This is a genomic window from Porphyromonas gulae DSM 15663 (genome assembly GCF_000378065.1).
Lineage (GTDB): Bacteria > Bacteroidota > Bacteroidia > Bacteroidales > Porphyromonadaceae > Porphyromonas > Porphyromonas gulae.
In genome coordinates, this window is record NZ_KB899149.1 from 1 (window position 1) to 23,912 (window position 23,912).

At 51.1% G+C, this 23,912-nt stretch carries 21 protein-coding genes; 18 read left to right on the forward strand and 3 right to left on the reverse strand.

Annotation, left to right across the window (positions count from 1 at the left end; all coding sequences use genetic code 11):
* On the reverse strand, positions 1 to 191 hold a 191-nt coding region (locus tag F452_RS12390), incomplete at its 3' end, for a hypothetical protein (RefSeq protein ID WP_208854511.1).
* Positions 192 to 246: 55 nt separating this feature from the next.
* Between F452_RS12390 and F452_RS13540 the strand changes: the two genes are divergently transcribed.
* The 8 genes from F452_RS13540 to F452_RS0101285 all read left to right on the forward strand — a co-directional run bounded on the left by F452_RS13540 (position 247) and on the right by F452_RS0101285 (position 12,897).
* A complete protein-coding gene (locus F452_RS13540; RefSeq protein WP_244263758.1) occupies positions 247 to 684 on the forward strand; it encodes a DUF1661 domain-containing protein in 438 nt (145 codons plus the stop codon).
* A 44-nt stretch (positions 685 to 728) separates the two neighbouring features.
* Entirely contained in the window at positions 729 to 3,188 is a 2,460-nt protein-coding gene (pheT, locus tag F452_RS0101255) for a phenylalanine--tRNA ligase subunit beta (RefSeq protein ID WP_018964450.1), read from the forward strand.
* Positions 3,189 to 3,230: 42 nt separating this feature from the next.
* Positions 3,231 to 3,959, forward strand: a complete 729-nt coding sequence (locus F452_RS0101260) for a YebC/PmpR family DNA-binding transcriptional regulator (protein WP_004583754.1) — start codon at positions 3,231 to 3,233, stop codon at positions 3,957 to 3,959.
* A gap of 303 nt (positions 3,960 to 4,262) precedes the next feature.
* Positions 4,263 to 6,938, forward strand: coding sequence for a DNA mismatch repair protein MutS (mutS, locus tag F452_RS0101265; protein ID WP_018964451.1), 2,676 nt, complete (start codon positions 4,263 to 4,265; stop codon positions 6,936 to 6,938).
* A 948-nt stretch (positions 6,939 to 7,886) separates the two neighbouring features.
* Positions 7,887 to 9,392, forward strand: coding sequence for a TolC family protein (locus F452_RS0101270; protein ID WP_018964452.1), 1,506 nt, complete (start codon positions 7,887 to 7,889; stop codon positions 9,390 to 9,392).
* Between the two features lie 49 nt (positions 9,393 to 9,441).
* Positions 9,442 to 10,437, forward strand: a complete 996-nt coding sequence (locus F452_RS0101275; RefSeq protein ID WP_018964453.1) for an HlyD family secretion protein — start codon at positions 9,442 to 9,444, stop codon at positions 10,435 to 10,437.
* Positions 10,438 to 10,439: 2 nt separating this feature from the next.
* Positions 10,440 to 11,621, forward strand: coding sequence for an ABC transporter permease (locus tag F452_RS0101280; protein ID WP_026292088.1), 1,182 nt, complete (start codon positions 10,440 to 10,442; stop codon positions 11,619 to 11,621).
* A gap of 58 nt (positions 11,622 to 11,679) precedes the next feature.
* A complete protein-coding gene (locus F452_RS0101285) occupies positions 11,680 to 12,897 on the forward strand; it encodes an ABC transporter permease (protein WP_050563580.1) in 1,218 nt (405 codons plus the stop codon).
* 125 nt (positions 12,898 to 13,022) lie between these two features.
* On the opposite strand, the gene F452_RS0101290 is transcribed toward F452_RS0101285, so the two are convergent.
* On the reverse strand, positions 13,023 to 13,502 hold the full coding sequence (locus F452_RS0101290) for a Dps family protein (protein WP_018964456.1): 480 nt from the start codon (positions 13,500 to 13,502) through the stop codon (positions 13,023 to 13,025).
* A 390-nt stretch (positions 13,503 to 13,892) separates the two neighbouring features.
* Between F452_RS0101290 and F452_RS0101295 the strand changes: the two genes are divergently transcribed.
* The 9 genes from F452_RS0101295 (at position 13,893) to F452_RS0101335 (ending at position 23,553) form a co-directional block, all read left to right on the forward strand.
* Positions 13,893 to 14,825 (forward strand): Abi family protein, encoded by a 933-nt coding sequence (locus tag F452_RS0101295; RefSeq protein WP_018964457.1) that lies wholly within the window; start codon positions 13,893 to 13,895, stop codon positions 14,823 to 14,825.
* A gap of 216 nt (positions 14,826 to 15,041) precedes the next feature.
* On the forward strand, positions 15,042 to 16,310 hold the full coding sequence (locus F452_RS0101300; protein ID WP_152567383.1) for a hypothetical protein: 1,269 nt from the start codon (positions 15,042 to 15,044) through the stop codon (positions 16,308 to 16,310).
* Positions 16,311 to 16,571: 261 nt separating this feature from the next.
* Positions 16,572 to 17,393, forward strand: a complete 822-nt coding sequence (locus tag F452_RS0101305) for a PstS family phosphate ABC transporter substrate-binding protein (protein ID WP_196246888.1) — start codon at positions 16,572 to 16,574, stop codon at positions 17,391 to 17,393.
* A gap of 41 nt (positions 17,394 to 17,434) precedes the next feature.
* Positions 17,435 to 18,643 (forward strand): phosphate ABC transporter permease subunit PstC, encoded by a 1,209-nt coding sequence (pstC, locus tag F452_RS0101310; protein WP_018964460.1) that lies wholly within the window; start codon positions 17,435 to 17,437, stop codon positions 18,641 to 18,643.
* 3 nt (positions 18,644 to 18,646) lie between these two features.
* The gene (gene pstA / locus F452_RS0101315) at positions 18,647 to 19,510 is read left to right on the forward strand and encodes a phosphate ABC transporter permease PstA (RefSeq protein WP_018964461.1); all 864 of its coding nucleotides are present in this window, start codon (positions 18,647 to 18,649) and stop codon (positions 19,508 to 19,510) included.
* A gap of 6 nt (positions 19,511 to 19,516) precedes the next feature.
* Positions 19,517 to 20,263 (forward strand): phosphate ABC transporter ATP-binding protein PstB, encoded by a 747-nt coding sequence (pstB, locus tag F452_RS0101320; protein WP_018964462.1) that lies wholly within the window; start codon positions 19,517 to 19,519, stop codon positions 20,261 to 20,263.
* A 45-nt stretch (positions 20,264 to 20,308) separates the two neighbouring features.
* The gene (gene phoU, locus F452_RS0101325; protein ID WP_018964463.1) at positions 20,309 to 20,980 is read left to right on the forward strand and encodes a phosphate signaling complex protein PhoU; all 672 of its coding nucleotides are present in this window, start codon (positions 20,309 to 20,311) and stop codon (positions 20,978 to 20,980) included.
* A 165-nt stretch (positions 20,981 to 21,145) separates the two neighbouring features.
* Entirely contained in the window at positions 21,146 to 21,844 is a 699-nt protein-coding gene (locus F452_RS0101330; protein WP_018964464.1) for a response regulator transcription factor, read from the forward strand.
* The gene (locus F452_RS0101335) at positions 21,835 to 23,553 is read left to right on the forward strand and encodes a sensor histidine kinase (protein WP_018964465.1); all 1,719 of its coding nucleotides are present in this window, start codon (positions 21,835 to 21,837) and stop codon (positions 23,551 to 23,553) included. The genes F452_RS0101330 and F452_RS0101335 overlap by 10 nt, the downstream gene beginning before the upstream one ends.
* Before the next feature lie 104 nt (positions 23,554 to 23,657).
* On the opposite strand, the gene F452_RS11815 is transcribed toward F452_RS0101335, so the two are convergent.
* Positions 23,658 to 23,804 (reverse strand): DUF1661 domain-containing protein, encoded by a 147-nt coding sequence (locus F452_RS11815; RefSeq protein WP_316928564.1) that lies wholly within the window; start codon positions 23,802 to 23,804, stop codon positions 23,658 to 23,660.
* Between F452_RS11815 and F452_RS12545 the strand changes: the two genes are divergently transcribed.
* The gene (locus F452_RS12545; RefSeq protein WP_235316763.1) at positions 23,758 to 23,865 is read left to right on the forward strand and encodes a hypothetical protein; all 108 of its coding nucleotides are present in this window, start codon (positions 23,758 to 23,760) and stop codon (positions 23,863 to 23,865) included. The genes F452_RS11815 and F452_RS12545 overlap by 47 nt on opposite strands.
* Positions 23,866 to 23,912: the final 47 nt, after the last annotated feature.

The window sequence follows — 23,912 nt, forward strand, 5'->3', positions numbered from 1 at the left end:
CCCCCCGACCCGCTTGTCGGAAAAACCCCTTCATCCTCGGTCAATCGGTCATCGATCGCTTTTGCGGTCACAAAAGTACTCCTTTTTTCTTTACAACCAAATCTTTCAAAATCTTTTTTCCTCGAAAATGCCCACAAAACATGCGGAAAAGGAAAGACATCGCCCATGAGAAAAACCGAAAATACAGGCATATATATAATACGGTTCGCGCGCGTAAGAGAGAAAAAGGACTGAAAGAGGAGGAAAATGAGAAGAAGAAAATTTTCTCTGCAAAAAGACTTTTCAGCCGGAAATGTTGGCGGCTGGTCGGGAATAAAGGGCACACCGGGGGAGAGAAGGGTGTCGAAAAAAACAGAGGTTATCAATCGCACAAGCCGAAAATCGAGCCGTAAATCACCCAAATCTCAAACCAAAATCCACCAAAAATGGCGCGAGAATATTTTCGGTCCGGTGCGAGATTTTTTCAACTCCCGCACCAAAACAAAATTTTTCTCAGACCACGTTTTACAGCCCCAAATACACCGAATTTTTCAAACCAAAATGGATATGACAGAGTCTTTGGGAGAAATGAAAGCAGAGTACTCGGATGGTACAAAGCGGCACAAGACGAACATAAAACAAACACTCCCCAAGAAAAACGCTAAATTTGTGGGCTTACATATAATAATCGCGTTTGAGACCTGACCCATGAGTCTCTGAAGCACATATATAACTAAGGAGTAACAAAGATGAATATCTCATACAAATGGCTCTTGGAGTACCTGCCTTGCACTCTCTCTCCGCGGGAGATAGCCGATACGCTCACCTCTATCGGACTGGAGACCGGCGGTGTAGAAGAGATCGAAACGATTCGGGGTGGTTTGCGAGGTTTGGTGATCGGCCATGTTCTGACTTGTGAGGAGCACCCGAATTCGGATCATTTGCATATCACCACGGTAGATGTGGGGGCGGATGCCACTTTGCAAATTGTCTGCGGTGCGCCCAATGTAGCCGCAGGACAAAAGGTGGTAGTGGCAACGGTGGGCACCACGCTCTATCATGGAGAAGAAGAGTTTGCCATCAAGAAGTCCAAGATTCGGGGTGTGGAGAGCTTCGGAATGATATGCTCCGAAGTGGAAATCGGTGTAGGCTCGTCGAATGACGGGATTATCGTCCTGCCGAACGATGCATCCGTGGGGATGCCTGCCGCCGAGTACTATCATGTAGAAAGTGATTACTGCATAGAAGTGGACATTACGCCCAACCGCGTAGATGCCACTTCGCACTATGGCGTGGCACGCGACTTGGCGGCCAGCCTGAAACGGAATGGCATACCTGCAGAACTCAAACTGCCGGAGGTAAATCTGCCGACAGACATCATCGACAGTCGAATAGACGTGAAAGTAGCAGATGCCACAGCTTGCCCACGCTATCAGGGATTGGTGATCAGAGATATTACGGTAGGAGAAAGCCCCGAATGGCTGCGCAACAGATTGCTGGCGATCGGCCTGCGTCCGATCAATAACATCGTAGACATTACGAATTACGTCCTTCATGAGTTTGGCCAACCTCTTCATGCTTTTGATATGGCTTTCATCAAAGGAGATCGAGTTCATGTGCAGACAGTGGCCGAAGGCACTCCGTTCGTCACACTGGATGGAGTGGAGCGTAAGCTGACGGCCGAGGATCTGATGATATGCGATTCGAACGGCGATCCCATGTGTGTGGCAGGCGTTTTCGGCGGTCTTCACTCCGGTGTAACGGAAAAGACGAAGGACATATTCCTCGAGAGTGCCAATTTCAACCCGACGATGGTACGCCGTACGGCTCGTCGCTTGGGTCTCAATACGGACAGTTCTTTCCGCTTCGAGCGCGGACTGGATCCGGAGCGCACGGATTGGGCATTGCGTCGTGCTGCTTCGCTTATATTGGAGATTACAGGAGGCCGTCTCGGTGGGATGACAGATGTCTATCCCAATCCTCTGAAACCGCACCAAATCTGTTTGTCTTTCGAGAAAGTGAACAGCGTGATAGGCAGAACGATAGAGCCTGAGACGGTACGGAGCATCCTCGACAGTCTTGAGATTCGCATCAGCAAAGAAGAAGACGGGGTAATGACGTTGGAAGTACCACGCTATCGTACGGATGTGACCCGGGATGTGGATGTGATCGAAGAGATCATGCGCATCTATGGCTACAACCAAGTGGAGCTGACGGGCTATATCCGTGCCAGCTTGGGACACGAGACAGAAACGGATCGTCGCTACAAATGGCAGACAGTCGTATCCGAACAATTGGTCGGAGCCGGTTTCAATGAGATACTCAACAATTCGCTTACGGCCGGTTCTTATTACGAAGGCCTTAAGACCCATCCGAGAGAGACGGCCGTGGAGCTGATGAATCCGCTGAGTCAGGAGCTAAACTGCATGAGACAGACTCTGCTATTCGGGGGATTGGAGACGCTCAGCCACAACCTCCGTCGTAAGCATCTCTCCCTCTATCTCTTTGAATGGGGTAAATGCTATCGCTTCCATGCCGCAAAGCGCACGGACGAGACTCCCCTTGCTGCCTATGCAGAGGACGATCGCCTCGGCATTTGGATATGCGGACAACGGGTGCACAATAGCTGGGCACACCCCGAAGAACCGACTTCGGTATTTGAACTGAAAGCTGTGGTAGAACAGGTACTTTGCCGCGTAGGGATCGAAACCGGAGCTTATACGCTGGAGACAGCTGACAATGATCTGTACGCATCTGCCATGGAGGTCAAGACTCGTTCAGGTAAACTGTTGGGTACATTCGGAACGGTATCAACGGAACTGATCAAACGCTTCGACATCGAGCAACCCGTTTACTTTGCCGAATTGCTTTGGGATGCCCTCATGAGCGAATCGGCCCGATACAAATTGGAGGCACGCGATCTACCTCGCTTCCCCGAAGTAAAGAGGGATCTGGCATTGCTTTTGGACAAGGCTGTTTCCTTTGCCGAAATAGAATCACTGGCTCATGGCTGTGAGAAGAAACTGCTGCGCAGGGTGGAACTATTCGATGTGTACGAGGGAAAGAACCTGCCTGCCGGAAAGAAGAGTTATGCCGTGAGCTTCTTCCTGCGCAATGATGAGAAGACGCTTAACGACAAACAGATAGAGGCTATCATGGCTAAGATACGGACGACTCTGGAGCAAAAGCTCGGTGCGCAACTCCGCTGACAATCAAACGAAAATCGACAAAATAAGAATCGACATATCATTATGGGACGAGCATTTGAATATCGTAAAGCAAGGAAAATGAAACGCTGGGGCAATATGGCCCGCGTCTTCACCAAGTTAGGAAAGGAAATCACCATCGCTGCCAAAGAAGGCGGCCCCGACGTGGAGACCAATCCGCGTCTGCGTATCCTCGTGCAGACAGCCAAGAAGGAGAACATGCCGAAGGAGAACGTGGAACGCGCCATCAAAAAAGCTACCTCCAAAGACTATACGGACTACAAAGAGATGAACTATGAGGGCTATGGTCCTTACGGTATCGCGATCTTCGTGGAGACAGCTACGGACAATACCACACGTACCGTGGCCAATGTACGCAGCTACTTCAACAAACATGGCGGATCGCTCGGTACTTCCGGCAGCTTGGAATTCCTCTTCCAGCACAAATGCGTATTCCACATCGTCAAGAAAGACGATATGGATCTGGAAAGCCTTGAACTCGAACTGATAGACTACGGTGTGGACGAACTGGAAGAGGACGAAAACGAGATCATTCTCTACGGTGACTTTTCGGAGAACTCCAACATCCAGAAATATCTGGAAGATGCAGGCTATGAGATCGCTTCGGCCGAATTCGTCCGCATACCCAACGATACGAAAGAGGTGACCGCCGAGCAGCGCGAACAGATCGAGAAGCTCATCGAGCGAATCGAAGAAGACGAAGACGTGCAAAACGTCTTCCACAACATGAAGGAAGAGGAGGGCGAGGAGTAATCCACTCAAGCCCTATTCCCTCTATCCTCTTCTCTTCTTACCCGTAACCTCTCTAAGCGGAGTACTTTGACGCTGAGATGGCGGTGTGTCATAATGCGCAAATTACTGCGTTGCGCGACATTCGGCTTCAGTCACGTACTTCACAGTACGCTCCTTTCAGCCTCAGTGCCTTGTACTTTAGGCATTCTTACGTACCTAAAAGGGAGCTGTGCCAAGAATGAATTTTGACACAGTCCCCGTCAAGCTCTCCGGGGACAATGTGCTTCGCTTGCGTTTTTTCTTATCCAATCAACTTTTTTCACGATGGCAAAGCCTGTGGTAGAAACGCCTTTGATGCGCCAATACTTTCAGATCAAGCAAAAACACCCCGATGCTATCCTGCTGTTCAGGGTGGGAGATTTCTACGAAACATTTTCGGAGGATGCCATCGTGGCTTCCGAGATCTTGGGGATAACGCTGACACGGCGCGCCAACGGTGCTGCCCAGTTTGTCGAATTGGCCGGCTTTCCTCATCATGCGCTGGATACCTATCTGCCCAAATTGGTACGAGCCGGCAAGCGCGTGGCCATATGCGACCAACTGGAAGATCCGAAAAAGACCAAAACGCTGGTCAAACGAGGCATTACCGAGCTGGTCACTCCCGGCGTATCGACCAACGACAATGTGCTCTCTCATAAGGAGAACAATTTCCTTGCAGCCATCTCCTGCGGCAAGGAGGTCTTCGGTATTTCTCTTCTGGACATATCCACCGGCGAATTTATGGCCGGACAAGGCAATGCCGACTATGTGGAAAAACTCCTGACCAACTACCGCCCGAAGGAAATCCTCGTGGAACGGTCGGAGCGGTCTCGCTTCAACGATCTCTTCCACTGGAGCGGATTTATCTTCGACATGGAGGACTGGGCTTTCTCCTCGGAGAACAATCGACTACGCGTACTCAAGCACTTTGACCTGAAAAGCCTCAAAGGTTTCGGGCTGGAAGAGCTTTCGATAGCCGTAACGGCAGCCGGAGCCGTGCTGAACTATCTCGATCTGACACAGCACCATCAGCTACAACACATCACTTCGCTGAGCCGACTGGATGAAAACCGGTATGTACGCTTGGATAAGTTCACCGTCCGAAGCCTGGAATTGCTTAGCCCGATGAACGAAGGAGGCAAGAGCCTGCTCGACATCATCGACCATACGATAACGCCTATGGGAGCAAGGCGTATGCGACAATGGATCGTATTTCCACTCAAAGATCCTGCACGCATACAAGCCCGACAGCGAGTGGTGGAGTTTTTCTTCCGACATCCTGAAGAGCGAGCCACCATTGCCGAACACCTGACAGAGATAGGCGACTTGGAGCGTTTGGTGACGAAAGGTGCCATGGGACGCATTTCGCCGCGAGAGATGGTACAGCTACGCGTTGCCCTGCAGGCACTCGAACCAATCAAAGAAGTTTGTACCCAAGCAGATGAAGAGAATCTGCGCGCACTGGGAGAAAAGTTGGAACTGTGTACAGAACTACGCGATAGGATATTGCGTGAGGTGATGCCGGACGCTCCGGCCGCTCTCGGTCGCGGTCCCGTCATCGCACATGGTGTCGATGCCACGCTCGACGAACTGCGCGCACTGGCATACAGCGGCAAAGATTACCTGATCAAACTACAGCAGCAGGAAATAGAGCGAACGGGAATACCCAGTCTCAAAGTAGCTTACAACAATGTATTCGGCTACTATATCGAAGTGCGCAACACGCACAAGGACAAGGTGCCGGCCGAGTGGATCCGCAAGCAAACGCTCGTCAGTGCCGAACGGTATATTACGGAAGAACTGAAAGAGTACGAAACGAAAATACTCGGAGCCGAAGAGAAAATAGCCGCCCTCGAAGGACAGCTATACGCCCTGCTTGTAGCCGAGCTGCAGCGATACGTGGCTCCTCTGCAACGGGACAGTCAGGCGGTGGCTTCTCTGGATTGTCTCCTCTCCTTTGCCGAGTCGGCACGCCGCTACAGATTTATCTGCCCTGTAGTGGACGAGAGCTTTACCATCGACATCAAAGCCGGCCGCCACCCCGTCATCGAACAGCAGCTGCCGGCCGATGAACCTTATATCGCCAACGATATTTATTTGGACACAGACCGCCAGCAAGTCATCATCGTCACCGGCCCCAATATGAGCGGTAAGTCCGCTCTGCTCAGGCAGACGGCCCTGATCTCTCTGATGGCACAGATCGGCTCCTTCGTACCGGCCGAAAGTGCACGTATCGGCATGGTGGACAGCATTTTCACACGGGTGGGAGCTTCGGATAACATCTCCATGGGCGAATCCACCTTCATGGTCGAAATGCAGGAAGCCTCCAATATTCTGAATAACCTCACACCCCGCAGTCTGGTACTATTCGATGAATTAGGGCGTGGCACCAGTACCTACGACGGTATCTCCATAGCCTGGTCTATCGTGGAGTACATCCATGACAATCCCAAAGCGCATCCACGCACCCTCTTCGCCACACACTACCACGAGCTGAACGAGCTGGAAGGGCAACTCGATCGGGTACACAACTTCAATGTATCGGCTCGCGAAGTGGACGGCAAGATGCTATTTCTTCGCAAATTGGAGCCGGGCGGCAGTGCACACAGCTTCGGCATTCAGGTAGCCCGTCTCGGCGGCATGCCACCTCATATCGTACAGCGAGCTACGGACATATTGCATCGGCTCGAACAAGAAAGGGAGAGAATAGAGGGAGAAGAGCCGAAAACCAAAGACACCAAACGAGGCCCTTCCGAAAAGGTAAAAAATGCATCGCCCACGCTTCCCCGGGACGAAAAAGGCAGGAGCATCGACGGCTATCAACTTAGCTTTTTCCAGCTCGACGATCCCGTCCTGTCCCAAATCAGAGAGGAGATCCTCGACCTGAACATCGACAACCTCACCCCCTTGGAGGCCCTCAATAAGCTAAACGACATCAAACGAATCCTCCGCGGATACTGATACGGCTGTAAAAGCCGGCACCTCGTCCGATAGTCCAAACGGTGTGACAGGCTAAAAACTCAAGCCAAAAAAGTTTTCAACAACGAAGACGAACTTGGAATCATTCCAAATAAGCATCTAAAAGGAAGCTGGATTCAATCTAAAAAGGGAAGAAAATCCAACTAAATGAAGTACAGGAATGATCTGTGTATAAATGAAATTCGATTTATATACAGATCATTTTCGTTTTATATATAAATCGTTTTCTATTTGTATATAAATCGTACCTGATTTATATATAGTTCGGACGGCTCAAAAGGCCGATTCACGAGCTTACAAAAAAGAGGCACGCACTTGATTCGTAGATGAATCGAGTGCGTGCCTTATCTGTTTGATGGAGATTGGGAAAGCTTTATCTCTCTTTACTTCATAATAGGAAAGGCTGTCCGACCGGTTCAAAAACCCTGAATATCGAATAAGCAAATGGCAGAAAGGGCTCTACCATCGACCGTTTGCACATTAGGATGAAGTCGGAGTACATATACATATCGTTTGATGATTCGTCAATACAAATTCTATTCACACGACAAGATCTATCTGTTATACAGATATTTACCTTCAAGCGAAAGGCTTTGTCGGTGTGCAAATGTAATCAAAAAGCCGAAGCCGAATGAATCGCAAACATTCGCATCCTACCGCTATGCCCTCGGGGGAAGAATACATCCTTATGATTTTGATCCCCTTCTTGTTGGAAATCGACCGACCAACATTTAGAAAACCTACTTGGTTAATTTTCTAACTCGAAACACTTGGTATAAAATCCCTTGCATTTTTTCACTGTTGGATTTTTATTTATCAGCCGCATTTCCTTACCTTTGGGACGAAGTTCGAAGAAGAATAGATGGGGGCACGGTAGGAACTATCCGATCGAAACCCCTTTTTTGCGATAGAGACAAATAAGACTCAGGTATGAAACGATTGATTACCGCATGCGTTTTGGCGTGCTCCTTGTGGCCTGTATATGGGCAAAGAGTACTGAGCGTGAACGAATGCCGGCGCCTCGCTCTCGAGCACAACAGAGACTTGGCCATAAGTCGCGAGAAGATAAATGCGGCTACCAGTACTCGCAAAGCCGCTTTCACCAGCTACCTGCCCGAGATCTCGGCCACAGGTACCTATCTGCACAACCAAAAGGAAGTATCACTACTGAGCGACGAGCAGAAGCACAAGCTCCAGAATCTCGGCACCGACCTTGTCACAGCCGTAGGCCAGAATCCTTACATCACGACGGCCATTCAGTCCATCCTCGCCCAGCATCCCGATTTGGCTCCCCTTATCGGATCCATGATGCCGCAGATAGCCGCCCAGACGAGTCAGGGGCTTAATGCCTTCGGCACACACCTTGTCGATGCCCTCCGTACCGACACTCGGAACGTCTATGCCGGTGTACTGACCCTGACCCAACCGCTGTACGTAGGCGGCAAGATATATGCCTACAATCGCATCACGCGCTATGCAGAAGAGATAGCACACTGGCAGCACAAGACCGGACAGCAGGATGTGATCCTCGCCACCGACCAAGCCTATTGGCAGGTAGTTTCCCTGGCCAATAAGCACCGCCTTGCCGTGAGCTATCTGGAGTTGCTGACGAAGCTCGACAACGATGTTCAGAAGCTCATCAAGGAGGGATTGGCCACCCGTGCCGACGGTCTCAACGTATCGGTAAAAGTGAACGAAGCGGAGATGACGCTCGCCAAGGTAGAGGACGGGCTTAGCCTCTCGCGCATGCTCCTGTGCCAAACGATAGGACTACCCCTGGAAGAGAAGATCGTCCTCGCAGACGAAGGGCAAGAAGAACTGCCGACAGCCATTGCTCCGGCAGAGGCCGACCTGCAATATACGCTCGACAACCGCCCCGAACTCAAGAGCCTCGCCCTGTTAGAGCAAATCTCCAAACAGAAGATACGGCTTACACGGTCGGAATATCTGCCTTCGCTGGCTTTCGTGGGCAACTATATAGTGACTAATCCGTCCTCCTTCAACGGCTTCGAGAACAAATTCGGAGGCATGTGGAATGTGGGTGTGATGCTCAAGGTTCCCATCTGGCACTGGGGACAAGGCACGCATAAGGTAAGAGCGGCCAAAGCGGAAGCTCGCATCGCAGCCCAACAGCTTGCCAAAGCACGCGAAAGCATCGAGCTGCAGCTCTCCCAAAGTGTCCTCAAAGTACGGGAGGCAGGCAAACGCCTTGTCATGGCCACGAAGAATATGGAGAAAGCAGAAGAAAACCTGCGCTATGCCAATGTAGGTTTTCGTGAGGGCATCATAACGGCCTCCAACGTACTGGAAGCGCAGACGGCATGGCTATCGGCCCGGTCTGCAAAGATCGATGCACAGATCGATGTGAAACTGACCGAACTGATGCTGCGCAAGGCTTCGGGACACCTCTCTCCGGAAGAAGTCGTTTCGGAATGATACCGTTTTTCCTTATTTCGTTATTCATCTGATCAAACATATTATCATTATGACGGACAACAAACAACGTAATATCGTATTCCCGGCTTTTCTCCTCTTGCTGGGAGTCATCGCAGTGGTGACGATCGTTGGGTTTTTCATGCTCAAACCTGCCGAGGAGATTATCCAAGGACAGATCGAAGTGACCGAATACCGGGTGTCCAGCAAAGTACCCGGGCGCATCAAGGAGCTTAGGGTATCCGAAGGGCAGCAGGTAGAGGCCGGCGATACCCTCGCCATCATCGAAGCCCCCGACGTAGCAGCCAAGATGGAACAGGCAAGGGCTGCCGAAGCGGCTGCACAGGCTCAGAATGCCAAGGCTCTCAAAGGGGCACGCAGCGAACAGATACAGGCAGCCTATGAGATGTGGCAGAAAGCACAAGCCGGCGTAGCCATAGCGACCAAGACGTACCAGCGCGTGCAGAACCTCTATGACCAAGGAGTTGTGCCGGCTCAGAAGTTGGACGAAGCCACAGCGCAGCGCGATGCGGCTATCGCTACGCAAAAAGCGGCCGAAGCCCAGTACAATATGGCTCGCAACGGTGCTGAACGCGAAGACAAGTTGGCGGCTTCTGCCCTCGTCGATAGGGCCAGAGGGGCTGTCGCCGAGGTGGAGTCGTACATCAATGAAACCTACCTCATAGCCCCACGGGCCGGCGAAGTGTCGGAGATATTCCCCAAAGCCGGCGAACTCGTAGGCACCGGCGCACCTATCATGAACATTGCCGAGATGAACGATATGTGGGCGAGCTTTGCCGTTCGGGAGGATTTCCTCGGCAATATGGCCATGGGAAGCGTCCTGGAGACGGTAGTACCTGCTCTGAATGAAGAAAAAGTACGCTTCAAGATCACATTTGTCAAGAACATGGGTACCTACGCGGCTTGGAAAGCGACCAAGACAACGGGGCAGTACGACCTGAAAACGTTCGAGGTAAAGGCTACCCTCGTCGATAATGACAAGGCACAAAAACTACGCCCGGGTATGTCCGTGATCATACGCAAGTAACGATGAGCAGTAAGGTCATGCACGGGACAGCCCTTATAGCCACCATGCGCAGAGAGGTACGACAACTGTCGAGTCGCGCCCTCTTCCTCTTCTGCATGGTGATAGCTCCTGTCTTTTGCTGTCTCTTCTTCCCCTCTATCATGGATATGGGTTTGCCGCAGAACCTGCCTGCAGGGGTTGTGGATCTCGATCGTACACAGACGTCGCGCACCATAGCACGCCACCTCAATTCGATGGAGCAAACCCAAATCGTCAAGCAGTTCGAGAGTGTACGCGAGGCTCGGCTGGCGGTACAGCGAGGTGAGATATACGGTTACTACTATATCCCTGAGGGAATGACACGGGATGCCTACGCACAGAAGCAACCCAAGCTCTCCTTCTATACCAACTATGCCTATATGGTGGGCGGTTCGCTCCTCTTCAGAGACAATAAGATGATCAGCGAGCTGGTAGCCGGTGCAGCCGCTCGTTCGCAGCTGTATGCCCGGGGAGCCACCGAAAGCCAGGCCATGGAGTGGCTGCAGCCGATCGTCATCGACACCCACCCCATAGGCAATCCGTGGCTCAACTACTCCATCTACCTGAGCAACATCATGATACCCGGCGTGCTGGGTCTGCTGATCTTTATGGTCACAGTGTGTAGCATAGCCATGGAGATCAAGAGGTCGACAGCTCGCGAATGGATGGAAATGGCCGGCGGCAGCATGTCCATCGCTCTTTTGGGCAAGCTGCTACCCCAAACGGTGGCATTCATGCTTATCGGCACTTTTATAGACGTATATCTGTACGGCTTCCTCTCCTACCCGATCAATGGTGGTTTTATGCCGATGCTGATCCTTATGTATCTCTTCATCCTCGCTTGTCAGGGTTTGGGCGTACTCATGTTCGTCACCCTGCCGACGATGAGGTTGGGGCTTAGCTTTGCTTCTCTGTGGGGCATTATTTCCTTTTCCATATGCGGAGCTTCATTTCCCGTTCTCGGTATGCCCACCATCATACAGCCCGCCAGCGTGCTATTCCCGTTGAGGCATTACTATCTAACTTACGTGACCAGTGCTTTGGACGGATTCTCACTGCAATATGCCTGGACCAATATCCTCGCTTTCGTCATCTTCGCACTGCTGCCACTGCTGCTCCTTCGCCGGCTCAAGCACATACTCCTAACCCACAAATACGTCTCTTGACATGTCCGATATTACTCCGAAACAGCCTCGACGCTTTTCTACGGCATTCTTCCTGACGATGTTCTTAGACCTCTTTGCCATATGGAGGTACGAGCTATGCAAGACGTTCAGAGATATGGGTATGGTCATCTTTTTCATCATAGTACCCCTCCTCTACCCACTTCTCTACAGCTATATATACAGCCTCGAAGTGGTACGCGATGTACCGGCCATGGTGGTGGACAGATCGAACTCGGCATCGAGTCGTGACTACCTGCGAAGGGTAGATGCCACTCCAGAAGTAAGCATCGTAGGGCACTGCACCGACATGGAGGAAGCCAAGGAACAGATCCGCAGGCGCAATGCCTATGGTATCATCTATGTTCCGGAGGATTTCTCCCAACAACTCAATACCGGCAGAAAGGCCCATATTTCCCTCTACTGCGATATGAGTGGACTGCTCTACTACAAGAGCCTGCTCATTGCCAATACACAAGTTTCGCTGGAGATGAACAAGGAGATCAAGATAGCGCGCAGCGTGGGTGCTACGGAGCGTCAGGGAGAGATCATCTCTTACCCCATCAACTATGAGGACGTGGCACTGTACAATCCGTCCGCCGGCTTCGCTTCGTTCCTGCTGCCTGCCGTGCTCATCCTGATCATACAGCAGACACTCCTGCTCGGTATAGGCCTCTCGGCCGGTACGGCGCGTGAGAAAAATAAGTTTCACGATCTCGTGCCTACGGACATCAGCCACTACTCCGGTGCACTCCGTATTGTCTTTGGGAAGGGGCTGGCCTATCTGACCATCTACGTACCAGTGCTGTGCTATACACTGGTTATCGTGCCTCGTATGTTCGGCTTTATCCAGCTGGCAGAAGCGATGGATCTGATTCTCTTTGCCCTGCCTTATCTGCTGGCTTGCATCTTCTTCGCCATGTCGCTCTCTGTCTTAGTACGCCATCGTGAAAGTTGTATGATGATCTTCGTCTTTACTTCCGTACCGCTCCTCTTTATCTCCGGAGTGTCGTGGCCGGGTGCATCCATACCGGAGGGCTGGCGCATTGTCTCCCATCTCTTCCCCTCTACATTCGGCATCAACGGATACATCAAAATCAAGTCCATGGGTGCCAATCTACGAGAGGTCAATAGCGAGTATATGGCTCTTTGGCTACACACGATCGTCTACTTCCTGACTACCTGCCTCATCTACTACCGTCAGGTACGGAAGAATCGCCGCCACATTCGCGAAGCTAATGCTCTCATTACACAGGGTAACAAAGAAGTCCTGGAATAAAGCTGCCGGTCTCCGATTCGCATTTAGCCAACAGAGATACAGCAACAAAAAAGCGATGCTCTTTCGAACATCGCTTTTTTCTTTTGGGGTTGGTACTTTAACCTTGCCCCATCCTCAAGAGTTTTTTACTTTGCGGCATAAGCAGACAGCATCCAAACGAGCTTCTCCTGCTCAGAGAGGAAACCGATCATCAGATCCACAGTTACCTCATCACCGGCCTCACCGGCAACTTCTGCGATGTCACGCTCCTTGGCAATGATGATCTGCAGCGTGTCGGACACATTCTTCAGTGTACTTGCAGCACAAACGAGATCGTGCTCTTCCTTCACTTCAGCCACTTTCAGGTACTCGCTGAAGCGGTTCTCAGGCTTGCCACCAAGTTGGAGGATACGCTCAGCTACTTCGTCGATCTTTCCTGCGAGGTCATCGTACATCTTTTCGTACTGCTCATGCAGAACGAAGAACTCTGCGCCACGGATATTCCAGTGGAATCCACGAAGGTTGGAGTAATACACTTGGAGGTCAGCCAACAGACCGGACAAACCTTTCACAACGGGAGCAAGATTCTGCTCTTTCAAACCTGTTACTTCAAGAATCTTTTTCATAATCTTCTACGTTTTTAATTATTTCTTTCTTTTTTGTTGTGAAACAAAGGTAGGCATTAACTCCCCCACCTGCAACAGAAACCATTTATACACATATTGAACCCGTCAATAGCCCCTACATCCCACCCTGCATAGACCACGAAAAACTAACATATCATTTAATATGCCGGCACTGCTAAGCATCACATAGTAGTATTAACGAACTACAGAAGCGATTTGTAAACGTATTAAGTCCAACAAGTAGAATAGGCTGTCCCGATCATGCACATTCCACAAATAAATGCTTACCTTTGCAAGTGGAAAGATAGTTGCAGATTCCTGCACTTCGAAAATAACAGTACTCGCTTGGCATACCGTAAGATCTGCCGGCGAGTCATTTTTTTATGTCATATGGCTAATAAAGAATCGCGTTCTATTCAAGAACAAATAGAATTGCTGAAACAAAGAGGTATGATTATAAATGATGAGGACTTTGCTTGTCTTCATCTGAGAAATATCAGTTACTATCGACTAAAAGGCTATTGGTGGGATATGCAACAGGACAAAGTCAATCATGTCTTTCAAACAGGTTCTCGCTTTGAAGATGTTATTGCACGGTATTCTTTTGACAAAGAATTACGGCTTATTTTATTCGATGCCATCGAAACGATAGAGATCGCCTTACGTACAAAGATGATTTACCATCTATCTCAATCCTATGGTGGTCTGTATTATACGGACAATACTCTCTTTGACAATGAAGCACTTCATCAGCAGCATTTAGAGGATTTGATGAATGAATTTATGCGTAGCAGTGAAGTTTTCATAAAAGAGTACAAACACAAATACGGAGTGTGGGAAGATAAGAAATGTGTATCTCTCACTCAGCAACCTGATGCATGGATTATTTTTGAGGTGGCTACCTTTGGGACGCTTTCAAAGATATACAAGAATCTCAAGCACCACATTCCGGAGAAAGCGAGAATTGCCAATGAATTCGGACTCAATCTGCATAATGAGTTATCAAGTTGGCTGGAAGCCATTTCTTATTTGAGGAATATCGTTGCCCATCATTCTCGATTATGGAGTAGGAATATGGTAAAACGTCCAATGGAGGTCAAGAATCCCAAAAGGATATGGTTGCAAAAACCTCTTCCGGAAGTCGCACAAAAGAAGCCATATCTTGCGATTACCGCAATGCTTTATTTGTGTAAGGCTATTGATGCGGGAGATAGTTACCGGAAAAAGATTATTGCTTTGATAAAAGAGAATCCTGAAATACCTATTTACAAACAGGGGTTTCTTAATGAATGGAATAAAGAACCTATTTGGAGTGAGGAATAAAAGAAACGGGAGTATCCAAGACTTGGGACAACTGTAATTTCCAATAGTAAAAGCAGAAATTTGCGAACCATGCTGAAATGATTTATGTTCGTAACGTCCGAATGGCATGACCAAAGACACGTGCTTCGGAAATTTGATATTTGAAAGGTAGCCGGGACGCAATGAGTTTGTAATAACCACGGTCTACCTTTGTGACAAGAATAATACAAGATGAATATGAACAAGAATCTGATTCTATCAATCTGCTTCTGCCTCTCCGGCATGGCAGCTTTCGCTCAAAACAACCGACAAGACAGCATTATCCGTACTCTGGAGGAGCGTGTGGCGGCACAGGAAGAGGTCACTCGGGAAAACAAGAAAATCAAGATCTCGGGCTACGTGCAGGGGTACTTCCAGCATGGAGAGAAGCAGGCTTCTCTCAATGTGGGCAGCCCCAACGAGAATACGGACGAGGCTTTCAACCGTATCGGTATCCGCCGCGGACACCTCAAATTCGCCTATGGGGACAAGTGGGGTGGCGTCGTATTGCAAATGGACGTTACGGAAAAAGGCGTAGGGCTGAAAGATGCATACATGGATCTGAAATCACCGCTCGGAGATGCCAGCTCGATCCGTGCCGGCTTATTCGATCGTCCCTTCGGTCATGAAATAGGCTACTCCTCTTCACGCCGGGAATCGCCCGAACGCTCTATGATCTTCCGTACCCTTTTCCCTAATGAGCGCGATCTGGGAGCCAAGGTTGTACTCCAGACAGGCAAAACCTCTCCATGGCATTTCCTCAAGCTCGAAGCCGGACTCTTCGCCGGTAACGGCATCAAGCCGGAGATCGACAACCGCAAAGATTTTATCGGACGGATCTCTGCCGGCAATACCATCGGCAACGCCATCGAGTGGGGGATAGGAGCATCTTTATATAGCGGTGGAGTTTATCAAGGGTCGACCAAAGTATTCCGCATGAACGGGAGCGACTTCGAACTCGATGACAAGGAGGGCAACAAAGGCGCATTCGCCACGCGTCGCTACTACGGCGTGGATGCCCAATTCTCCTATTACAGCAGCACAACGGGTATGACACGTCTTCGTGGCGAATTTATCGGTGGAACGCAGCCCGGCACGGATGCTTCCAGCAAAAGCCCGAACTCCTCTTCTCTGCCGACGGCCGACACCTATATCCGCCCCGTCTCGGGCGGTTACATACTGCTGGCACAGGATATAGCCACTCTACCTTTCACTGCTATTGCCAAATACGACTGGTACGACCCGAATACGAAGGTTTCGAAAGACGAAATCGGCAAGGGCTACACCGGGAAAGCAGACATCGCATACCAAACCTTGGGTCTGGGACTGATCTGGAGAGCGACATCGTCCATCAAACTTACGGCCTACCACGAATGGGTAAACAACGAGAAAACCGCGTCTCTTTCCTCCTACACAAAGGACCGTCAGGACAACCGTCTCTACCTCTGCGTACAGTACAAATTCTGATCACATAGCACACAAGCGCACGGGAAGAAACGAACCCGACGCTACACATACAAAGGCCGAGACCTCAGGTATTCCACCCGAGGTTTCGGCCTTCTCGTATTATCAAGGGGAAGGAGATCGGCGGAAGAAAAACATCGGAATCATAGCAAAAGAGCTGTTGTAACAAATTCATAACAATCCTGACATATGGGCGTAATAAGTGGGCTATACTTTTGGCTCAGGTAATAAGAAACCCAATTACACACGATTCAAAAAACTAAAATGAAAATGAAGAAAACACTCTTTGCCGGAGCGATGCTTACCATTATGACTTTCTCTCTTCAGGCACAGCGTATCAAGGGATCCGACACAGTATTGCCTTTGTCACAGAAGGAGTCCGAGCAGTATATGAAAGAGAACCCGTCTGCTCGCCTGACCATCACCGGTGGAGGGAGCGGAGTCGGCATAGCAGCACTGATGTCCGGTACTACTGACATCGCACAGGCTTCGCGCCGAATCAAATTCTCAGAGCGCCAGAAACTACAGGAGAGTGGCCGCTCGGTCAAGGAGGTAGTGATCGCATACGATGCTCTGGCCGTAGTGGTGCATCCGTCCAACAAAGTCGGCAAGCTCACGCGTCAGCAGCTGGAAGGCATCTTCACAGGCAAGATCAAGAACTGGAAAGAGGTAGGCGGTGCCGATATGAAGATCGTACCCTACTCTCGTGAGACCTCTTCGGGCACTTACGAATTCTTCAAGGAAGTCGTACTCGGCAATAAGAACTATATGAACGGTATCATGAGTATGCCGGCCACGGGAGCCATTATTCAGTCAGTTAGTCAGACGGCAGGTGCCATTGGATATGTAGGACTTGCCTACCTGAACAAAGAAGTAAAGGCCCTGTCCGTTTCCTTCGATTCGGGCAAGACTTTCACGGCCCCTTCGGTAGCCAATGCCAAGAATAAGAGCTATCCGATCGTACGTCCGCTCTATTACTACTACGACACACGATCAGAAGCCAAAGTAAAGCCTTTTGTCAATTACGTTCTCTCCCCCAAAGGGCAGGACATCGTAGACAAAGTCGGCTTTATCAGCATCAAATAAGCTCCTTCCCCAATAGATAAACACAAGCCTCAACACAAATTATGAAGTTCCTACAGAAAATCCTCGGACGGATGGTAGAGGCTCTTTTTACACTTAGCGGTGCCATTACGAGCATCGCTATTGTGCTTATCACACTGTTCCTCTTCAATGAAGGGCTCGGCCTTTTCCGTTCGCCCGTGATTGAAGAGGGATACGCCCTCTATCGCCATGCCGACAACCGAGTACAGAAGCTGTCGCCACATGACATCAAACGGATTTTCGATGGAGAAATAACCAATTGGAGCCAACTGGGAGGAGACGATCAGGATATCATGCTCTTCCGTATCGATGACCTGTTTTCTATCTACAGCGAGGAAGAATTAGGCGAGAACTATGCGCTCCTCCCCGATAAGATAGGAGAGGTGATCGCAGCCAATCCGGGCATCATCGCTTTCCTGCCGCAGAAATATGCTCCTGCGGACAGCGGAGTAGTACGGGCTATGGACACGGGCGACATTTCGCTTAGCGACTTCTTCGGGAGAACGGAGTGGATGCCTACGGCTTCTCCCGCCCCGTTATACGGTATTCTCCCGCTTATATTAGGCACGCTACTGGTTAGCTTGGGAGCTATCGCTCTGGCCCTTCCGTTGGGCCTGGGTGTAGCCATTTACCTGTCCGAACTAGCTTCGGGGCGTATTCGCAAGATACTCAAACCGGCCATCGAACTACTGGCAGGGATACCCTCCGTCGTTTACGGCTTCTGGGGATTGGTCGTGCTGGTACCCTGGGTACAGCAAACCTTCGGTCTCTCCGTCGGCGAAACGGCCTTTACGGGCAGCCTCATCCTCGCCATCATGGCCTTGCCCACCATCATCACGGTGGCTCAGGACGCCATGAACAATACTCCCCGATCCATGCGAGAAGCCAGTCTGGCTCTCGGGGCTACCCGCTGGCAGACGGTCTACAAAGTCGTGATACCCTATGCCAAATCGGGCATATCGGCCGCCGTAGTACTGGGGATCGGCCGAGCCATAGGGGAGACGATGGCCGTGCTCATGGTTACAGGCAATGCAGCCGTCATGCCCACCTCCTTCTTCGAATCGGTACGAACCATTCCGGCCACGATCGTAGCAGAGCTGGGCGAGGTACCTGCAGGTAGCTCCCACTATCAGGCACTCTTCCTGCTGGGATGTATTCTATTCGTGATCACGATGATCATCAGCATAACGGCTGAAGTAATCTCCAAGAAACAACCCAAAGCATCGGTCTAAACAATGGTATTGAACAAGAAAAACAGCGAACGCATAGCGTTTCTCACCTTTCGGATACTCGGATTCTCCATATTGGTGCTACTGATGGCCTTGCTCGGATTCATTATCTATAATGGTATCGGGGTAATCAACTGGGAGTTTATCACCACAGCTCCGACCGAAGGGATGACGGCAGGCGGTATCTATCCGGCCATCGTCGGTACACTCTGCCTCGTGGCAGGCAGTATGCTCGTGGCCTTCCCGGTGGGGATCATGTCCGCCATATACACACGGGAGTATGCACGCAACGGGTGGCCTGTACGCATCATCCGCATCATGACCAACAATCTGGCCGGCATTCCCTCCATCGTATTCGGGCTGTTCGGTATGGCTCTGTTCGTGAATACCATGGGTTTCGGCGATTCTATCATCGCCGGCTCGCTCACGCTCGGTCTGCTGGCACTGCCCCTCGTGATCCGAACGACGGAGGAAGCACTGAAAGCCGTACCCGATTCATACCGCACCGGTAGCTATGCCCTGGGGGCAGGTAAGCTGCAGACGATATTCAGGGTGGTACTGCCTGCAGCCTTTCCGGATATTATGACGGGCCTCATCCTCTCCATCGGAAGGGTCTCCGGCGAGACGGCTCCCATCCTCTTCACTGCTGCCGCTTACTTCCTGCCGAAGCTCCCTTCGAGCATATTCGATCAGGTCATGGCACTGCCATACCACCTCTACGTGATAGCCACCAGCGGAACGGACATTGAAGCCTCGCGGCCGATAGCTTACGGCACCGCTCTTGTGCTGATCACCATCGTACTACTGATGAACCTGATAGCTACGGGTATCAGATCCTATATGTCCAAAAACAAGAAACAATCTGCCTAAACAGCAATGATAGAAGCGAAAAATATAGACTTTTTCTATGGCGACTTCCACGCCCTCAAGTCGGTAAGCATGAAGATGGAGAGCAATACGGTAACGGCACTCATCGGTCCTTCGGGCTGTGGTAAGTCCACCTTCCTGCGCCTGTTCAACCGCATGAACGACCTGATCGAGGGAACCAGCCTCACGGGGGAATGCCTGATAGATGGTGTGAACATACACGACAAATCCATATCCGTAGACGACCTGCGCAAGAAGGTGGGTATGGTATTTCAGAAACCAAACCCTTTCCCCAAATCCATTTTCGAGAATGTGGCATACGGCCTGCGCGTCAATTCGATGGGCGATAAGCAATTCATTGCCCAACGAGTGGAGGAGTCCCTACGCGCGGCTGCACTCTGGGACGAAGTAAAGGACAAACTGAAGAAATCCGCCTTTGCCCTGTCCGGTGGCCAGCAGCAACGTCTCTGTATAGCCAGAGCTTTGGCCATCTCCCCTTCCGTCCTGCTCATGGACGAACCGGCATCGGCTCTCGACCCCATCTCCACAGCCAAGATAGAGGAGCTGATACATGGACTCAAGGAGCTGTACACGATCGTAATCGTCACACACAATATGCAGCAGGCAGCACGCGTGAGCGACAAGACGGGGTTCTTCATGCTCGGCCAACTCATCGAATACAGCGATACGAAGAAGATGTTCCTGTCGCCCGATTCCGAACAAACGCAGAACTACATTACCGGCCGTTTCGGCTGATCGTTCTCCCCTCCCAAACACTTAAATTCAAACAAGGAAACTGCAATGAAGCATACCGAACAAGAAATGATCCTCCTCAAAGAGGAAGTAAACCGCATGTGGCAGCTCGTGCTATCCCAACTGGAGAAAGCCCGTCAGGCCTTTCTGACGAACGACACCGATCTGGCACGCGAAGTAATCAGCAGGGAGAAACGAGTGGATGTATGTGAGCTGAAGATCGAAAGCGATTGCGAGAACTACATAGCCCTCTATAGCCCCGTGGCCATAGACCTGCGACTGACCCTCTCGCTGATGAAGATCTGCAGCATGCTGGAGCGGATAGGCGACTTTGCCGCCGGCATCGCTATGCATGTACTCGATGAAGACTGCCAAGGCATCCCGGCATCTCTGATAGAAAAACTCGAAATGGAACAGATATTTACCGTCCTGCAGGGCATGCTATCGGATTGCTACGTGGCACTGGAAAGCGAAAACACCCAAATAGCGGGTCGGATATTCTCCCGCGACAAAGAGGTGAATGCCATCTATCATGCAGCCCCCAAGGTCCTTGCCCAGTTCCTGACGGAGCATCCCGAACACATCTACTGCGGTCTGAAGCTGCTGCTACTGATCCGCAAGCTGGAGCGCATAGGCGACCACTGCGGCAATATCGTGGAGGAGATCGTATTCTATGTGGATGCAAAAGTGCTCAAGCACAACAAAAGCAAAGCCGATTAGGAGAAGCACCTTACACTTTTTGCGCATTCTTACGAACCGAACCGGGGCTGTGCAAAGAATGGACTTTGACACAACCCCGGGTTACCTCCACCTCTTTTTACTGCTCCGGACAGCTCCATTTCCATTATTCCATATCTTTGGTATCCAAACTTTTGCAACGACAGCATGGCATATAAGATCCTGATAGTGGACGATGACCACAGCATATGCGAAATCCTGGCCTATAACCTCCGAAGCGAAGGCTTCGAGGTATGCAGCGCCCATTCCGCGGAAGAAGCCCTGATCACCCTCTCCGTTCCTTTCGACCTGATCCTGCTGGATGTGATGATGGGCGGCATGTCCGGATACAAGATGGCGGAGACCCTCCGAGAAAGGCGCGACACCACTCCTATTATATTCCTTACGGCCAAGGATACCGAGAACGATATGCTAACGGGCTTTTCGGTCGGAGGAGACGACTACATCCCCAAACCCTTCTCCATCAAAGAAGTCGTTGCCCGCGTCCGAGCCGTCCTGCGTCGTTCGACAGGCGCGAAAGACGAACATCATGCTTCATCCCGCCTGATCGTCTGCGGCGATCTGCAAATAAATCCGGAGACCAAAGAAGTATTCGTGGCCGGCGAACCCGTACAGCTGACCAAGACCGAGATGGAACTGCTCGTCCTGCTCGTTCGCTCCTCCGACCGCGTGCTCTCCCGTAGCGAGATTATCGAGAAGGTCTGGAGCGAAACGCCTTATATCACCGAACGAACGGTCGATGTACACATTACCCGGCTTCGCAAAAAACTCGGTGTATGTGCTCCCATGCTGACCAACCGTTCGGGCTACGGCTATCGGTTCAATCCCGCTCTCCTATGCGACTGAACATCAAGGGCAAACTCTTCCTCCGATTCGGATGTCTTTTCCTGCTCTTCTTTGCAGGAGTGATCCTGATAGGACAGTGGCGGCAGCGAACGATCAAAAAACAAGCTCTTGAGGATCGGCTGGCAGAATACGTATCCATTATAGACAAAGCCGCCCCCGACACCACGGCCGACTATCGGCACAGACTCGGCCACATTTTGCCCCTTCTCCCCCGCTCCATACGCGTCAGCATCATCGACCACAAGGGCGTAGTCCTCTTCGATAATGTGATAGACAGCTCGGAGCAAATGCAGAACCACTCGGCGCGTGCCGAGATCGTAACGGCCTCCCGTCATCGGCATGGGACGGACATACGCATCTCCCAGTCCGATGGAGTCAAATATCTCTACCTGGCCGAAAAGCTCGGCTCCCGTTTCATACGGGTAGCTCTCCCCTACGATACCGAAGTGCGCTATCTGCTTCGGATGGATGCCCCCTTCTTCTATTGGGCTATCGCCCTCCTGGCCGTCACCCTCCTGCTCATCGGCCGGGTGGCGCACAGCACGAGCGGAGCAGTCAGACGCCTTCGCGATCTGGCCATCAACCCCGACACGGCAGCAGCGGGAGAGACATTCCCCGACGATGAGCTGGGCGAAGTAAGCCGGAAAATAGCGCGCAACTATCAGGACCTTCGGGAGAAAACGCAAGCAATCGACTACGAACGCGAACGCCTTGCCCAGCATGTACTCTATTCGCGCGAAGGAGTTTGCTTTTTCACCCCCGCACACGAAGTTCTTTTCTTCAACGGTCTTTTCGTTCAGTATCTGCATGCCATCAGCGACTGCAACGACATCAGCGCAGCAACGCTGGCGGAAGATCCCCTCTTTGCCCCTGTTTTCGACTTTGTGAAAGGAGGGGGCAAAACAACCTCCTACGAAAGCCGGATCAGACGCCATGGCAAAGCCTTCTCCCTGCGAGCAGGCGTATTCGAAGACGGTGGGTTCGAAATGGTACTCAACGATGTGACGGAAAACGAGAAAATGCACCGCATCAAACAAGAGATGACGGGCAATATAGCCCACGAACTACGCACGCCGGTAACGAGTATTCGCGGATATTTGGAAACACTCCTGGAGCAGAACCCCGACCAAGCCACCCGCGAGTACTTCCTCCAACAGGCCTATCATCGCACCTTGGCGCTATCGGATCTGATCCACGACATGAGCCTGATCACGAAGCTGGACGAGTCGACCGCTCTTTTCAAGCTCTCCCCGATCAATCTGAGCAAACTGCTGGAAAGAGTCGGCAAGGACTTCGCCTCGGACTTTACGGCACATCGCATATCCTTCCGGCCGAATCTACCGTCCGATACCGTTTTGACCGGCAATGAGAGCCTGCTCTATGCCATCTTCCGCAACCTGACGGAGAATGCCATCCGCTACGGCGGCGAAAACATACAGATCATCATCGATCTTTACCGCAAGGACGAGGATTATCTCTACTTTTCATTCTACGACACGGGAGTGGGGATCTCGGACGAATCGCATCTGACACGGCTCTTCGAGCGATTCTACAGGGTACACCAAGGGCGAACGAGAGAAACGGGCGGCACGGGCTTAGGCCTCTCCATCGTCAAGAACGCAGTCCTCTTCCACAAGGGAGAGATCACCGTCAAAAACCGCTCCGAAGGCGGTCTGGAGTTCCTGTTCCGCCTCAAGCGCACCCTCTGACAAGCCCCCCTCCGACGCCATCTTTCCTCCTTCTATCGCACTGTACAGAAAAGCGACTGAAGTCTCTTTTCAAGCAATGAGACTATTCTTTGTTGCCAAAGAGTTTACGCGCGGGAATTTGTCCGGTCGTCAGTCCGCAAAACATGGCGCGAGAAAATTTTCGTTTTGGTTCGGGAAGTAAAAATTTCTCGCGCCAGAACGAAAATTTTCTCGCGCCACTTTTTCAGAGATTTCACACAAGGAATCAGCACATTTCCGGTGCATATTGCGAAAGGTTGGGATGATAGACCGGCCTATCGGATCGGGGGGTGATGGATGCTTTACGGGATGCGGGCAGGCTAAGCCACGCCACAAGCTGT